Genomic DNA, 15034 nt, shown 5'->3' with positions numbered 1-15034 from the left:
CTCCATTCAGCCGGAGGCTTGCCCGCAGGGCAAATTTCTTGCCTCACAGGCAAAAGCGCCCCTAGCGGTTGGCCACCGCCTGCTTGACCAGCGTCTTCCCGAAGTCCCACATCAGACCGCCCCCGCTGTGGGCGTCGTCCATCACGGCCGTGAAGGCCTCGACGAACCGGTCCACCTCCCGCTCGCCGACGATCAGCGGCGGGATCAGCTTGATCACCTCCAGGTGGTCGCCGGAGACCTGGGTGAGGATCCGGTGCCGCTGGAGCAGTGGCACGACCACCATCTGCGCGAACAGGCCCTTGCGGGCCGCCTGCAGCATCGTCCAGCGGCTGCGCAGCTTCAGCGAGCTGGGCCTGCCGAACTCGATGCCGATCATCAGGCCCCGGCCGCGTACGTCGGCGAGCAGTTCGTACTTGTCGACCAGGGCCGCGAGCCGGGACCTGAGCAGGTCTCCGGTGGCACGGGCGTTGGCGACGATCTGCTCGTTCTCCATGACGGACAGGACGGCCAGGCCCGCTGCCATGGCCTGGGCGTTGGACCCGAAGCTCGCCGAGTGCACCAGCACGCGGTCGATCGACGAGTAGACCTTCTTGAAGATCCAGTCCTTGCCGAGCGTGGCGCCCACCGGCACATAGCCGCCGGAGAGGGCCTTCGCGACGCAGACCAGGTCCGGTTCGACGCCGTCCTCGTGCTGGTAGGCGTAGAAGTCCCCGGTCCGGCCGAGCCCGGTCTGCACCTCGTCCGCGATCAGCAGCGCCTTGTGCTTGTGCAGCAGCTCCTGGGCGGCGCGCAGATAGCCGGGCGGGGGCTCGAGGACGCCCTTGCCCTGGATCGGCTCGACGATCAGGGCGGCGACGTCGCCCTTCTTCAACTCCCGTGCCAGCGCGACGAGATCACCGAGCGGTACGGCCGTGTCGGGCAGCAGCGGGGCGAAGCCGTCACGGAAGCCGTCTTCGCCGTTGACGGACAGCGAGCCGGTGGTCAGGCCGTGGAAGGAGTGCTCGCAGTACAGGACGCGGGGTTTTCCGGTGGCGCGGCGGGCGAACTTCAGCGCGGTCTCGACCGCCTCGGTGCCGCTGTTGCCGAAGAACACCCGGTCCAGATGCGGGCTGTGCGCGAGCAGCCGCTCGGCCAGCAGCCCGGGCAGCGGCTGGCAGTCGAAGCGGGTGAGGTCGGCGAGCTGTGCGTCGAGCACATCGTGCAGCGCCTTGCGGACGACGGGGTGATGGCGGCCCAGGCCCATCACCCCGAACCCGGCGAGCATGTCCAGGTAGTCGGCGCCGTCCGCGTCCCAGAAGTACGCGCCCTCGGCCCGCTCGTAGACCTTGTCGAAGCCGATGGTGTGCAGCATGCGCGGGAGCTGGTGGTTGAGGTACTTGGTGTGCAGCTCGTAGCGCTCGGCTCCGCGCTCGGCCAGCAGTGCGCCGAGGTCGAACTCCGTGGTCATTCGGGTTTCTCCTTGGCTGACTCTTTGACGGCCAGGCTCGCGCTGATCCGTCCGGCGACCTCGACGGGCGTGAGGCCGATGTCGGCGAGCACCTCACCGCGTTTGGCGTGTGCGAGGAACTGCTCCGGGATGCCGAACCGCCGTACGGGCACGTCGACATCAGCGTCACCGAGCGCCAGCGCGACCGCCGCGCCGACCCCGGACGCGCGGCTGTTGTCCTCGACGACGGCGACCAGGCGGTGCTCGGCGGCGAGGCCGGGGAGCGCCGGGTCGACGGGCTTGACCCAGCGCGGGTCGACGACGGTGCAGCCGATGCCGCGCGCCTGAAGCAGCTCGGCGGCCTGGAGGCAGACGGGCGCCATGACGCCGACGGCGACCAGCAGCACCTCCGGCGACTCTTCGCGGTGCAGTACGTCGATGCCGCCGACCCGGTCGACCGCGGGAACGCACGGCCCCACCGACTCCTTCGGGAACCGTACGAGGGTCGGCGCGTCGTCCACCGCGACCGCCTCACGCAGTTGGGCCCGGAGTTGGTCGGCGTCGCGCGGCGCGGCGATCCTTAGGCCCGGCACGACCTGGAGGATCGACATGTCCCACATGCCGTTGTGGGAGGCGCCGTCGACGCCCGTCACGCCGGCCCGGTCCAGGACGAAGGTGACGCCGCAGCGGTGCAGGGCGACGTCCATCAGGAGCTGGTCGAAGGCGCGGTTGAGGAAGGTGGCGTAGACGGCGACGACGGGGTGCAGTCCGCCGGTCGCGAGCCCGGCCGCGCTCACCGCCGCGTGCTGCTCGGCGATCCCGACGTCCCAGACCCGGTCCGGGAACCGTGCGGCGAACTTGCCGAGCCCGACCGGGTGCAGCATGGCCGCCGTGATCGCCACGACGTCCTCCCGCTCCTCCCCGATCCTGACGATCTCCTCGCCGAACACCGAGGTCCAGGACGGCCCGTTGGACGGCGCGAGCGGCTCGCAGGTGAGCGGGTCCATCACACCCACGGTATGGAAGTGGTCCTCCTCGTGCGCGAGAGCGGGTTCGTAGCCGCGCCCCTTCTCGGTGAGGCAGTGCACCAGCACCGGCCCGTGGAAGCGTTTCGCGCGCCGCAGCGCGGACTCGACGGCACCGATGTCGTGTCCGTCGATCGGCCCGACGTACTTCAGGCCCAAGTCCTCGAAGAGGCCCTGCGGCGCGAACGCGTCCTTGAAGCCCTTCTTCGCGCCGTGCAGTGCCTCGTAGACGGTGTTGCCGACGATCGGCGTACGCTGCAGTACGTCCTTGCCCCAGGCCAGGACCTGTTCGTAACTGTCGGTGGTACGCAGGGTGGCGAGGTGGTTGGCGAGGCCGCCGATGGTGGGGGCGTACGACCGCTCGTTGTCGTTGACGACGATGATCAGCGGCCGGTTCTTGGCGGCCGCGATGTTGTTCAGCGCCTCCCAGGCCATGCCGCCGGTCAGCGCGCCGTCGCCGATCACGGCGACGACATGCCCCTTCTCCCCCTGCACCTGGCGGGCCTTGGCGAGCCCGTCGGCCCAGCCGAGCGCGGTGGAGGCGTGGCTGTTCTCGACGATGTCGTGCTCGGACTCCTCACGCGACGGGTAGCCGGACAGACCCCCCTTGCCGCGCAGCTTGGAAAAATCCTGACGCCCTGTCAGCAACTTGTGTACGTAGCTCTGGTGGCCGGTGTCCCACACGATGCGGTCGACCGGCGACTCGAAGACCCGGTGGAGGGCGACGGTGAGTTCCACCACCCCCAGATTGGGCCCGAGGTGACCGCCGGTCCTGGCCACGGCGTGCACCAGGAACTCCCTGATCTCGTCGGACAGTTCGCCAAGTTGCGCCTCGGACAGCGCCTTCAGGTCGCGTGGTCCCCGGATGCTCTCCAGAATCGTCACGTTCGCGGGCCCCCTTCGGTCCGTGCTGTTCAGCTCACGGTGACGGCCGGCTCCCCCGACTCGACGCCGTCCTGCTCCATCTGTTCGGCGATCTTCATCGCCTCGTCGATGAGGGTCTCCACGATCTTCGACTCGGGCACGGTCTTGATGACCTCGCCCTTGACGAAGATCTGCCCCTTGCCGTTGCCGGAGGCGACCCCCAGGTCCGCCTCCCGCGCCTCACCGGGACCGTTGACCACACACCCCATCACGGCCACCCGCAGGGGCACTTCCATGCCCTCCAGACCTGCCGTGACCTCGTCGGCCAGCTTGTACACGTCGACCTGGGCGCGCCCGCAGGACGGACACGACACGATCTCCAACCGCCGCTGCCTGAGTCCCAGCGACTCCAGGATCTGGATGCCGACCTTGACCTCCTCGGCGGGCGGAGCGCTCAGGGACACCCGGATGGTGTCACCGATCCCCCGCGACAGCAGCGCCCCGAAGGCCACGGCCGACTTGATCGTCCCCTGGAAGGCGGGACCGGCCTCGGTGACGCCCAAGTGCAGCGGATAGTCGCACTGTTCGGCCAGCTGCCGGTAGGCGTTGACCATCACCACCGGGTCGTTGTGCTTCACCGAGATCTTGATGTCCCGGAAACCGTGCTCCTCGAACAGCGACGCCTCCCACAAGGCGCTCTCCACCAGCGCCTCCGGCGTCGCCTTGCCGTACTTCTGCAGCAGTCGCCGGTCGAGAGAGCCCGCGTTGACGCCGATGCGGATCGGCGTGCCGTGGTCCTTGGCGGCCCGCGCGATCTCCTTCACCTTGTCGTCGAACTGCTTGATGTTGCCGGGATTGACGCGTACGGCCGCGCAGCCGGCCTCGATCGCGGCGAAGACGTACTTGGGCTGGAAGTGGATGTCCGCGATCACCGGGATCTGCGACTTGCGGGCGATGGTCGCGAGGGCGTCCGCGTCGTCCTGCGTGGGGCAGGCGACGCGGACGATCTGGCAGCCGGACGCGGTGAGTTCCGCGATCTGCTGCAGGGTGGCGCCGATGTCCGACGTACGCGTCGTCGTCATCGACTGCACCGACACCGGGGCCCCGCCCCCGACCGCCACCGGCCCGACCTGGATCTGCCGTGATACACGGCGCTCCGCGATCGGCCGGACCGGTACCTCGGGGACGCCCAAGGAGATGGCGGTCATGGTGTCAGTCGCGGTTTCCGGCGACGGTCTCGCGCATCGCCCGCAGGGACTCCTTGAGGGAGCCCATGGTGGCCATGACCGCGGTCGGCTCGTAGCCGCAGTGCGCCATGCAGTTGGCGCAGCGCGGGTCCTTGCCGCGGCCGTACTTGTCCCAGTCGGTGTCCTCGATCAGCTCCCGGTACGTGGTCACGTACCCGTCGCTCATCAGGTAGCAGGGGCGCTGCCAGCCGAAGAGGGAGTAGTTCGGGATCGCCCAGGCGGTGCACGGGAAGTCGACCTTGCCCTCCAGGAAGTCCAGGAAGAGCGGGGAGTGGTTGAGCCGCCACTTGCGCCGGTTGCCGCCCGCGAAGGCCTTCTTGAACAGCTCACGGGTCTGCTCCACGCCCAGGAAGTGCTCCTGGTCGGGGGCCTTCTCGTAGGCATAGGCGGGCGAGATCATCATCTCGTCGACCTTGAGGTCGTCGTTGAGGTAGTTGAGCACCTCGATGATGGTCTGCGGAGTGTCCGTGTTGAAGAAGGTCGAGTTGGTGGTGACCCGGAAGCCGCGCCGCTTGGCCTCCTTGATCGCCTCCACGGCCTCGTCGAACACACCCTCCTTCGCCACGGACTCGTCGTGCCGCTCGCGCAGCCCGTCGATGTGCACCGCGAAGGCGAAGAACGGCGAGGGCTTGAACTTGTCCATCTTCTTGCGCAGCAGCATGGCGTTGGTGCACAGGAAGACGTACTTCTTCCTCGCCACCAACTGCCGCACGATCTCATCGATCTTGGGATGCATCAGGGGTTCCCCGCCGGCGATCGACACCATGGGGGCACCGGACTCGAGCACCGCTCCCACGGCTTGGGCAACCGGCATGCGCTGCTTGAGTACACCCGCCGGGTGCTGGATCTTGCCGCAGCCCTCGCACTTGAGATTGCAGGCGTAGAGCGGTTCCAGCTCGACGATGAGCGGAAACTTGTCCCGCCTGCGGAGCTTCTGTTCAGCCAAGTACGTAGCGACCTTGATGGACTGGCGCAGCGGCATGGCCATCTGGCTCACCTCCTGGGGAGCAGCAAGGAACGGTGCCATTCATAAAAAGCAGGAAGAACGGAACGCAATACGCGGAAGGCTGATATTCCTCCGCGCAATGTGCCGATCCGGACGAGTTCATGTTCTGGAGCGTCCACGACCACCCGGACGGCCGCAACCGGGCGCGGGCCCGTGCGTACGGCGCTCAGGAGCGTGGCCGCGGACTCCATGTCGACCGCGATCGCGCCGGTCGCGAGGAGATCGGACCGTTCCTGACCGCGTACGACGTGGTCGGAGCCGGTGAGCGGCCCGGTGTGGACGGTGCGGCCGGGTGCGGCGCGCACCAGCTCCTTGACGAGTAGGTCGGTCCCGACGCACGGAACGGTTCCGTCCGGGTCCCGGGTCTCCTCGGCGACGACCAGGTCGCCGGGGTGCATGCCCGGGGCGAGCCCCGCACAGAAACCGGTCGCAAGCACGGCGGCCTCGCCGAACGCCGGATCGGCCAGCACCCGGGCGACGGACCGCTCCGCCGCCTTGGGCCCCATACCGGTACGCAGGACCCTGACCGGCCCGCCCGCGCCTCCGCGGTCGCTCAGGCGCAGGGCGAGGTGCTCGATGCCGAGCGCGCAGGCGACCAGCAGCGGGGCGGGTGCGGGCTGGGTGCTCATCAGCCCCCCTCGGCCTTGGAGAACGGTTCTCCGTGGACGTACCGGCCGAGCGCGGTGAGCGGGAAGACCTGCCGGTAGAGGTGGTAGTTGATCGAGAAGTCCCACGGGAAGCCGGTCCCCGTGAAGTACGGCTCGTCCCAGGAGCCGTCCTCGCGCTGGGTGCTCGCGAGCCACTCGATGCCGCGCTCGACGGCCTTGGAGTCCTTCTCGCCGGCCGCGAGCAGGGCCAGCAGCGCCCATGCCGTCTGCGAGGCGGTGGAGGCGCCCTTGCCGCTCCACTTGTTCACGTCGTGGTAGGAGCGCAGGTCCTCGCCCCAGCCGCCGTCGTCGTTCTGGACGGACTCCAGCCAGGCGACGGCCCGGCGGATCGCCGGATGCGAGCCGGGCAGTCCGGCGGCGGTCAGCGCGGGTACCACGGACCCGGTGCCGTAGATGTAGTTGACGCCCCAGCGCCCGAACCATGAGCCGTCCGGCTCCTGTTCGGCGAGCAGCCACTCGATGCCACGCCGGGTGCGCGGGTCATGGGCGTAGCCCTCGACCGCGAGCATCTCCACCACGTGGGCGGTGACGTCCGCGGACGGCGGGTCGATGACCTCGCCGAAGTCGCAGAACGGCAGCTTGTTGGGGAACATGCTGGTGTTGTCGACGTCGAAGGCCCCCCAGGCGCCGTTCTTCGACTGCATCCCGAGGTTCCAGCGCACCCCGCGCCCGATCGCCTTCTCCACCCGCTCCGGGTCGTGGTGCCGGATCCGGCGCAGCGCGAGGACGACCTCGGCGGTGTCGTCGATGTCGGGGTAGTTGTCGTTGTGGAACTCGAACGCCCAGCCACCGGGCGGCAGTTGGGGCCTGCGGACCGACCAGTCGCCGGGCCGCACGATCTGCTCGCCGAGCATCCAGTCGGCGGCCTTCACCAGTTGCGGGTGGTCTGCGGGGACCCCCGCGTCGGCGAGCGCGATGGCCGCGAGGCAGGTGTCCCACACCGGGGACTGGCAGGCCTCGATCATCCGCGCCCCGTCCTCGCGCCAGACCGCGAAACGGTCCAGCGACGCCAGCCCCTCGCGCATCACCGGGTGTTCGAGGTCGTAGCCGAGCAGGTACAGGGCGATGACCGAGTACACGGCGGGCGGCTGGATGCCGCCCCAGCAGCCGTCGTTCTCCTGCCGCTCGATGATCCAGCGGGCGGCGGAGTTCATCGCCGCCCGGCGCAGGCCGCGCGGGGCGACCTTGCGGTACTGGTGCAGCGCCTTGTCAAGCCGTTCGAAGACGCCGTCCCAACTCGCCGCGGGAGCCGGCGGCTTGACCGGGTTCGGGTTGCGCGGGTCGGTGTGCAGTTCGTCGAGCGGGAAGGGCGCGGGCCGCACCGGACGCTTCGCGGAGACGATCGTCAGCGGGACGATGGTCTGCCGCGCCCAGCAGCCGAAGTCGTAGATGTTGAGCGGGAACCACTTCGGGAAGTAGATGAGCTCCGGCGGGAGTTCGGGCAGGTCCTCCCACTTCCACCAGCCGAACAGCGCCAGCCAGATCCGGGTGAAGACCCGGGAGGCCGCGATGCCGCCCCGCTCGCGGATCCAGGCCGAGGCCTTCGCCATGTGCGGCGCGTTGGGCGCGTCGCCGGCCAGCCGCAGGGCGACGTACGCCTCGATGGTGGTGGAAAGTTCGCCGGGTCCGCCGTAGAAAGTGGCCCAGGTGCCGTCCTCGCGCTGCTCGCCGCGGATGAACAGGGCGGCGGCACGGGTGGTGGCCTCGTCGCGGATGCCCAGGAACTGGCGCAGCAGCAGGTCCTCGGCGTCCATCGTGACGTTCGTCTCGAGGTCGCCCTTCCACCAGCCCTGGGTGTCCTGCCGGGAGAGCAGGAACTCGGTGGCACGCCCGATGGCGTGTACGGCGGCCTGGTGCGCCCCGGCCGCCACGGGGGTGTCGATCTGTGTGTCGCTGGCCGAGGCTGCGCGGGGCCGCAGTGCCCCGGTGCTTCCGTCGGTCGTCGCTGTCATGGCTTCCCCTTCGTGCAGTCGTACGAGTCGTGCTGCTGTGGGTCCGCCGTCGACCGGTGCTCGTGTGTCCGTAGCACCGGCCGGCGACTACGCGAGGGCTGTTCGACCGATAATGATCATCTCTTCCGTACGACGACGAAGTCGGCGAGCGCCGCGAACTGTGCCCGCACGCGGTCGGGCATCTCGATGGCGTCCAGGGCTTCGATGGCGATGGTGTGCTGGCGGCGGGCCTCTTCGGCGGTCCATTCGCGGCCGCCCGCCTCCTCGATGAGGGCGGCACGGGCCGCGAACTCCTCCTCCGAGAAGTTCTCGAAATCGCTGCTCTTGGCGTCGGCGGCGAGGAGCTCGCCGAGCCGCTCGGAGGCGGCGCCGCCCGCCGCGAGCGCGGCCACGACCGGCAGGGACTTCTTGCGCTGGCGCAGATCGCTCCAGGTCTGCTTGCCGGTGGAGACCGGGTCGCCCCAGATGCCGAGCAGGTCGTCGACGGCCTGGAAGGCTAGGCCCAGGTGGTAGCCGTACTTCTCCAGGGTGTCGGCGGTGCGGTCGTCCGCGCCGCCGAGCACGGCGCCGATGGAGCTGGCGCAGGCGAGCAGGGCGCCGGTCTTGTTGCCCTCCATCTCCAGGCACTCCTCGACGCTGACGCGGTCGCGGTGCTCGTAGGAGATGTCCTGCGCCTGGCCGTCGATGAGGGCGCGGGTCGCGGTGGTCAGTCGGCGGGTGGCGCGACCGGCCTCGACGGTGCCGAGCTCCAGCAGGACCTCGTTGGCCAGGGCGAACAGGGCGTCGCCGACCAGGATCGCCTGGGCGGGGCCGTGCACCTTCCAGACGGTGTCGCGGTGCCGGCGCTGTTCGTCGCCGTCCATCAGGTCGTCGTGCAGCAGGGAGAAGTTGTGGACCAGTTCGACGGCGACCGCTCCGGGGATGCCCGCCTCGGGCGCGGCGCCGGTGACCTCGGCGGAGAGCACAGCAAGGGCGGGACGTACGGCCTTGCCGCCATCGCCGTCGGCGGGATTGCCCTGGGCGTCGATCCAGCCGAAGTGGTAGGCGGAAACGGTGTCCATGGGAGGGGCCAGGCGGTCGATCGCCGCCCGCAGTACCGGTGTGGCCAGGGACCGGCCGCGCTCCAGGAGCGCGGTCACGTCCACCGCGGTCCTTCGAGCGGCCGTCGAGGCCGGGGGCACAGTGGGCACAGTCTCTCCTCTTGTTGCGGTACCGGGGGTGCGGGGACCTGCCGCGCGCTGATGGAGCATCAGGCCGCCTCCTCAACTTCGAAGAGGTGTCGGGGGCGGGGCCGGCCGAGGGCGCTGAGCACGGCGTCCGCCGCGCTCACACCACTGCGGACCGCACTCTCCATGGTCGCGGGCCACCCCGTGGCGGTCCACGCTCCGGCCAGGTAGAGGCCGGGGGCCTTGGTACGGGCGCCGGGCCGCAGCCGTCCGACGCCGGGGGTGGGAGCGAACGTGGCCGTGCGCTCCCTGGTCACGAAGAAGTCCGTTACCTCGGCACCGCGGGTGCCGGGCAACAGCCGTTCCAGTTCGGGCAGATAGCGCTCGCGCAGTTCGGCGACCGGTGCGTCGATCTCGTCCTGCGCCGCCGACTGCGACAGCGCCAGGTACTGACCGTGCTTCAGCCCGGAGGGGTCGGTCCGGTCGAAGACCCACTGCACCGGGGTGCCGAGGGCCGCGAACAAGGGCTTGTGGAGCACCTTCCGGTCGTACACGACATGCACATTGAGGATCGGCGCGGTGCCGATCTCCAGCAGCCGTTCCGGCGCGTCGAGGGCTCCGGCGGGCAGCAGATCGTGCGCTTCGCGGTGGGGTACGGCGAGGACGACGGCGTCGGCCTGAAGCGTTTCGCCGGGAACCTGAACGCTCAGGCGCCCGTTGTCGTCAGTAGAGATGGAGGTGACTCGTGTACGGACCTCGGTACGCACGCCCGCGGAGTCGAGCGCCTTGCGGGCCAGCCGGTCATGCAGTTCACCCAGCGGAACGCGCGCCCAGCCGATGTCGGCCGCGCCCGGGTCGGACAGCAGACCGGTCTTGAACACCATCGCGGCGAGCCCCAGCGAGGCATCGCCCGCGACCGCGTTGAGGGTGGCGACCCCGACCAGGTCCCACAGGGCCTCGACGGCACGCGCCGACTGACCGTGCGCGGTCAGCCAGCTGCCGAAGTCCTGCGTGTCCAGGGTCGGATCGGCGAGGTCCAGCCCTTTGAGCGCGAGCGCGGCCCGCCCGACCTTGGCGCGTTCGGCGAGCGAGAGATGCGGATACGTGGCCAGGCTGCGCCCCAGATGCAGGGGCACGGGCAGCGCGTCGCGCCGCAGCCTGCCGAGCCGCCGTCCCTCGGGCCTGGCGACATCGAGTACGGGCACGTCGAGACGATCCTGCAACGGCGCCAGCGCCGCTGCCTCGATGCGGTCGAGGAACCAGCGGTAGGCGGTGCAGCAGCGCAGATACACATGCTGTCCGTTGTCGACCGTCAACTCGCCGCGCTGGAAGGAGAAGGCGAGCCCGCCCAGGCGCGGCCGGCCTTCGAGCAGAGTGACGCGCACTCCGGCGTCGGCGAGCGCGAGCGCGGCGGTGATCCCGGCGAGCCCACCACCGACCACGACGGCATCCCGCCCGTAGCGGGGCCCGGGCATGTCCGCGAGCGGCTCCTCGGGCCGCGAGCCGTCGGTCATCGTGCACTCCCCCCTGCGCGGCCGCCGCGATGCTTGAACGGTGCACGGCAGGCCGTCGCAGTCAGGGACGCCGCGGGGCACCGGAGGGTTGCCCGCCACTTTTCGCCGGTGACATCACCTTGGACCCTTTTGTCCATCAGGTGCGCCTCCTGACGGTCCGCCGGGTCACATGCCGCGCGTCCAGGCCGGACAGGCCGCGCACGGCGACGTACGCCTTCTCGCGCCCGGGCAGCGAGACCCGGCCACGCAGCACCGCCTCCGGATCGCGCTCGATGCGGTCGAGGAGGCGGCGGTAGATGCCGGCCATGGCGGCGACACAGGCGCCGCTGCGCCGGTCGAGCATGGGGAGCAGCCGGTAGCCCTCGGCGAAAAGGGCGCGGGCCCGACGCACTTCGAAGTGCACGAGACCCGCGAAGTCGGCGCCCTCCGGCGGTTTCGCCCCGCTGAACCCGGCCGAGCAGCCGAACTTGGCCAGGTCGTCGGCGGGTAGATAGGTGCGCCCGCCCTCGGCGTCCTCGCGGACGTCCCGCAGGATGTTGGTGAGCTGAAGCGCAAGCCCGAGCGTGTCGGCATACTCCGGCGCGCGCTCGGCGCCACGCGCCCCCCGCTCCGTACCGAACACCCCGAGCGAGAGCCGCCCGATGGCACCCGCCACACAACGGCAGTACACCTTCAGGTCGTCCCAGGTCTCATAGGTCTCGCCGCGTACGTCCATCAGCACGCCGTCGATGAGCTCGTCCAGGCCGCCCAGCGGGATGGGGAACTGCTCGGCGGCATGGGTCAGGGCGACCGCGACCGGGTCGGTGTCGTCCTCGTCGACCGCGTCCTGGCGGATCCGGGTCAGCAGCGCCCGGGTGTCCTCGAGTCTGGCGATCTTGACGTCGGGTGCCAGCGCGCCGTCGCCGATGTCGTCGACACGGCGCGAGAACGCGTACAACGCCGACATCGCGCGCCGCTTGTGCGTGGGCAGCAGCCTGATGCCGTAGGCGAAGTTACGGGCCTGCTGTCCGGTGACGGCCTCGCAGTAGCTGTAGGCGGCGAGTACCGGTGCGGACACGTGTGTGGGAGAGTCCACGGTCCGGATCACCCCTCTCCTCGCAGAGTCAGGCCCACCTCACGCAGCAACTGGATCTTGCCGGGCTTGGGCGGGCCGGGAAGTACGTCGTATTCGGCGGCGGCAATCGCATGGATTGCCGCCCTTCCCCCCGCCACGAACCCTGCGAGCAACAGCTTCAACCTGCCGTGGACGCTACCCACCAGGGGGGCGCCTTCATTCAGGAGATCGCGGGCGCGTTGCGCTTCGTATGCAACCAGGGCGCGCACCGATGCGCCCGCGGTTTTCGCGGCGAGATCCGCCTCCTGGACATGAAAGCGCTTCATGTCGGCGGCGGGCAGATAGATGCGGTCGCGGCCGAGGTCCTCGGCGACGTCCTGGAGGTGCTCGACGATCTGCAGGGCCGTGCAGATCGCGTCGGAGCGCCTGACCCGCTCGGGGGTCTCGGTGCCGGTGACGGCGAGGACGAGACGGCCGACGGGGTTGGCGGACAGTTCGCAGTACGCAATGAGATCGTCGTAGGTCTCGTAGCGGGAGACGAGCTGGTCCTGGCGGTTGGCGGCGATCAGGCCGAGAAAGGGCTCCGCGCTCAGCGCGCGGCGCCGGACGGTCGGCTGGAGGCGGCGCAGCAGCGGGTGACGCGGCGTCGAATCGAACACGCGGTGAAGGTCGGCCTCGAACGCGTCCAGCATCAGCAGCCGGTCCTCGGCCTCCGCCGGGGACACGCCGAGCAGCCGGGCGTCGGCGCCCCCGGGGGCGAGATCGCCGTCGCCGATGTCGTCGACGAGGCGGGCGAAGCCGTACACGGCCATGAGGTCGGCACGCCAGGCCCTGGGCAGGAAGAACGGGGCCACGGGGAAGTTCTCGTCCGCGGCCTTGTCGAGCGTGCCGCGCTCCGGATCACCGGTCGGCGCGGTGCCGGTTCCCGTCACCGTTCACTGCCCGGGGCGGGGACGGCACATGCTGCGTCGACCTGGGGAGTTTCCGTAGCCATTGCCGTCACATCTCCCGTTCTACACCGTCGACCCAATACGCACTATTTCGGACACGCCACCCGGTCCTCAGCGCGGCCGCCCCGGCGCGGGGTGTCGCGTACTATCGCCCCACTTGCCGCTTATCGGGACCGGTACAGCTTACGTTGTACAACGCAACAGGGTCCGTCGGGGTGTCCTGCGCATCACAAGAACACACCGATTGGCACCAAGATTCCGTGGGCCGCCCGAAGTTGACGTTTCCTTTGCAGACGCGGAGCCCCGCCGGAAGGGTTCCTGCGGGGCGCTGGGAAGCGTGGTGGGCTTTTCGCCCGGGTCCGGGTGGACTACTTGCCCGTGAACTTCTCGTACTCCTTGATGACCTCTTCGGTAGGTCCGTCCATGCGCAGCTCGCCGCGTTCCAGCCACAGGACGCGGTTGCAGGTGTCGCGGATCGACTTGTTGTTGTGACTGACCAGGAACACCGTGCCCGCGCTCTTGCGCAGTTCGCGGATGCGTTCCTCGGAGCGCTTCTGGAACTTGCGGTCGCCGGTGGCCAGCGCCTCGTCGATCATCAGGACGTCGTGGTCCTTGGCGGCGGCGATGGAGAAGCGCAGCCGGGCCGCCATGCCGGAGGAGTAGGTGCGCATGGGCAGGGTGATGAAGTCACCCTTCTCGTTGATGCCGGAGAACTCGACGATCTCCTCGTAGCGCTCCTTGATCTCCTCGCGGGACATGCCCATGGCGAGCCCGCCCAATATGACGTTCCGCTCGCCGGTGAGGTCGTTCATGAGGGCCGCGTTCACCCCGAGCAGGGAGGGCTGGCCGTCGGTGTAGACCTTGCCGCTCTCGGCGGGCAGCAGGCCGGCGATGGCGCGCAGCAGCGTCGACTTGCCGGAGCCGTTGGAGCCGATCAGGCCGATGGCCTCGCCGCGGTAGGCGACGAAGGACACGCCTCGCACGGCGTGCACCTTGCGCACTCCTCGTTCCTCGCCGCGCTTGAGCATGCGGCTGAGCGCTGCCGTGGCGCTGCCCTTGCCGGCCTTGGCGCCGTTGACGCGGTAGACGATGTGCAGGTCGTCGGCGATGACGGTGGGGATCCGTTCGTCCCTCGGGTGCTCAGCCACGGCCGTACCTCTCCTCCGCCTTCCAGAAGTAGACGAAGCCGCCGACGGCGAGCAGCACGGACCAGCCGAGCGCGGCCGCCCACACATGCTCCGGGAGGTTCTCGGAGCCGTAGCCGTCGATGAGCGCGAAGCGCATCAGGTCCATGTAGATGGCGGCCGGGTTCCACTGCAGGACGTTGGCGATCCACTGGGGCTTGTCGGCCAGCATGATCGGGATGGAGTACATCACGCCGGACGCGTACATCCAGGTACGCATCACGAACGGCATCAGCTGCGCGAGGTCCGGGGTCTTGGAGCCGGCCCGGGCCATGATCAGCGCGAGGCCGGTGTTGAAAAGGAACTGCAGGGCGAGCGCCGGGACGATCAGGGCCCAGGACAGGTCCGGGAAGCTGCCGAAGACCATGGTGATGGCGAACAGCACGATCATCGAGTAGAGCAGCTGCTGAAGCTGCTGGAGCGCGAAGGACACCGGCAGCGAGGCGCGCGGGAAGTGCAGGGCGCGGACCAGGCCGAGGTTGCCGGAGATCGCGCGGACGCCCGCCAGCACCGAGCTCTGGGTAAAGCTGAACACGAAGACGCCGGTGACCAGGAACGGGATGTACACCTCGCGGGACATGCCCCGGTCGGCCTCGAGGATGACGCCGAAGATGAAGAAGTACACGGCCGCGTTCAGCAGCGGGGTGACCACCTGCCAGAGCTGGCCGAGCTTCGCCTGGCTGTACTGAGCGGTCAGCTTCGCCCGGGAGAAGGCGAGAATGAAGTGACGCCGGTCCCAGAGCTGGCGGACGTATTCCACGAGTGAGGGGCGGGCGCCGCTCACGGACAGTCCGTACTTCGCGGCGAGCTGGGCCGCGGTCAGTCGCTCGTCGGGCGACGGAGCCGCGCTCACCGCGACTCCACCGTCGTGCGTTGTCTCACTCACCAAAAGAAACTTTCGTCTTCGAGATGCGCAGCCTGTGCGGGCAGGGCATGAGCCGGCGGCCGTGGGTGACGGCCGGGTGCTCTCAGGACCGA

13 protein-coding genes are annotated in these 15034 nt (G+C 69.6%); all 13 read right to left on the bottom strand.

The window, feature by feature from the left end; translation table 11 throughout:
• Positions 1-61: 61 nt before the first annotated feature.
• Positions 62-1447, bottom strand: coding sequence for an aspartate aminotransferase family protein (locus AB0I98_RS22605; protein WP_362944428.1), 1386 nt, complete (start codon positions 1445-1447; stop codon positions 62-64).
• Entirely contained in the window at positions 1444-3336 is a 1893-nt protein-coding gene (dxs, locus tag AB0I98_RS22600; protein ID WP_362944426.1) for a 1-deoxy-D-xylulose-5-phosphate synthase, read from the bottom strand. The genes AB0I98_RS22605 and dxs overlap by 4 nt, the downstream gene beginning before the upstream one ends.
• A 29-nt stretch (positions 3337-3365) precedes the next feature.
• Positions 3366-4523, bottom strand: coding sequence for a flavodoxin-dependent (E)-4-hydroxy-3-methylbut-2-enyl-diphosphate synthase (ispG, locus tag AB0I98_RS22595; RefSeq protein WP_362944424.1), 1158 nt, complete (start codon positions 4521-4523; stop codon positions 3366-3368).
• A gap of 4 nt (positions 4524-4527) precedes the next feature.
• On the bottom strand, positions 4528-5550 hold the full coding sequence (gene hpnH, locus AB0I98_RS22590; protein ID WP_362944422.1) for an adenosyl-hopene transferase HpnH: 1023 nt from the start codon (positions 5548-5550) through the stop codon (positions 4528-4530).
• A 5-nt stretch (positions 5551-5555) separates the two neighbouring features.
• Entirely contained in the window at positions 5556-6197 is a 642-nt protein-coding gene (locus AB0I98_RS22585) for a 1-hydroxy-2-methyl-2-butenyl 4-diphosphate reductase (protein ID WP_362944420.1), read from the bottom strand.
• Complete coding sequence (gene shc / locus AB0I98_RS22580) at positions 6197-8188, bottom strand: squalene--hopene cyclase (protein ID WP_362944418.1); 1992 nt, start codon at positions 8186-8188, stop codon at positions 6197-6199. The genes AB0I98_RS22585 and shc overlap by 1 nt, the downstream gene beginning before the upstream one ends.
• Positions 8189-8304: 116 nt before the next feature.
• Positions 8305-9369: a polyprenyl synthetase family protein gene (locus AB0I98_RS22575; RefSeq protein ID WP_362944507.1), complete on the bottom strand. Its 1065-nt coding sequence runs from the start codon at positions 9367-9369 to the stop codon at positions 8305-8307.
• A 68-nt stretch (positions 9370-9437) separates the two neighbouring features.
• Positions 9438-10868, bottom strand: coding sequence for a hydroxysqualene dehydroxylase HpnE (gene hpnE / locus AB0I98_RS22570; protein WP_362944416.1), 1431 nt, complete (start codon positions 10866-10868; stop codon positions 9438-9440).
• Positions 10865-11005 (bottom strand): DUF6380 family protein, encoded by a 141-nt coding sequence (locus AB0I98_RS22565; protein ID WP_362944415.1) that lies wholly within the window; start codon positions 11003-11005, stop codon positions 10865-10867. Before AB0I98_RS22565 ends, hpnE begins: the two co-directional genes overlap by 4 nt.
• Positions 11005-11955 carry a presqualene diphosphate synthase HpnD gene (gene hpnD / locus AB0I98_RS22560; protein ID WP_362944413.1) on the bottom strand — a complete coding sequence of 317 codons (951 nt, stop codon included), beginning with the start codon at positions 11953-11955 and terminating at the stop codon, positions 11005-11007. The genes AB0I98_RS22565 and hpnD overlap by 1 nt, the downstream gene beginning before the upstream one ends.
• Positions 11952-12854, bottom strand: coding sequence for a squalene synthase HpnC (gene hpnC, locus AB0I98_RS22555; RefSeq protein WP_362944411.1), 903 nt, complete (start codon positions 12852-12854; stop codon positions 11952-11954). The genes hpnD and hpnC overlap by 4 nt, the downstream gene beginning before the upstream one ends.
• Positions 12855-13240: 386 nt before the next feature.
• Complete coding sequence (locus AB0I98_RS22550; protein ID WP_362944409.1) at positions 13241-14020, bottom strand: ABC transporter ATP-binding protein; 780 nt, start codon at positions 14018-14020, stop codon at positions 13241-13243.
• Positions 14013-14942: an ABC transporter permease gene (locus tag AB0I98_RS22545; RefSeq protein ID WP_362944407.1), complete on the bottom strand. Its 930-nt coding sequence runs from the start codon at positions 14940-14942 to the stop codon at positions 14013-14015. Before AB0I98_RS22545 ends, AB0I98_RS22550 begins: the two co-directional genes overlap by 8 nt.
• Positions 14943-15034: the final 92 nt, after the last annotated feature.

It is taken from the genome of Streptomyces sp. NPDC050211, from assembly GCF_040656035.1.
Classification (GTDB): Bacteria; Actinomycetota; Actinomycetes; order Streptomycetales; family Streptomycetaceae; genus Streptomyces.
This window is presented reverse-complemented; position numbering and strand designations above follow the sequence as displayed.

Bases quoted from the DNA above. Each gene is read 5' to 3' on its own strand.
- AB0I98_RS22605 (WP_362944428.1), bottom strand. From the start codon at position 1,447: ATGACCACGGAGTTCGACCTCGGCGCACTGCTGGCCGAGCGCGGAGCC.
- ispG (WP_362944424.1), bottom strand. From the start codon at position 4,523: ATGACCGCCATCTCCTTGGGCGTCCCCGAGGTACCGGTCCGGCCGATC.
- hpnH (WP_362944422.1), bottom strand. From the start codon at position 5,550: ATGGCCATGCCGCTGCGCCAGTCCATCAAGGTCGCTACGTACTTGGCT.
- AB0I98_RS22585 (WP_362944420.1), bottom strand. From the start codon at position 6,197: ATGAGCACCCAGCCCGCACCCGCCCCGCTGCTGGTCGCCTGCGCGCTC.
- shc (WP_362944418.1), bottom strand. From the start codon at position 8,188: ATGACAGCGACGACCGACGGAAGCACCGGGGCACTGCGGCCCCGCGCA.
- hpnE (WP_362944416.1), bottom strand. From the start codon at position 10,868: ATGACCGACGGCTCGCGGCCCGAGGAGCCGCTCGCGGACATGCCCGGG.
- AB0I98_RS22565 (WP_362944415.1), bottom strand. From the start codon at position 11,005: ATGGACAAAAGGGTCCAAGGTGATGTCACCGGCGAAAAGTGGCGGGCA.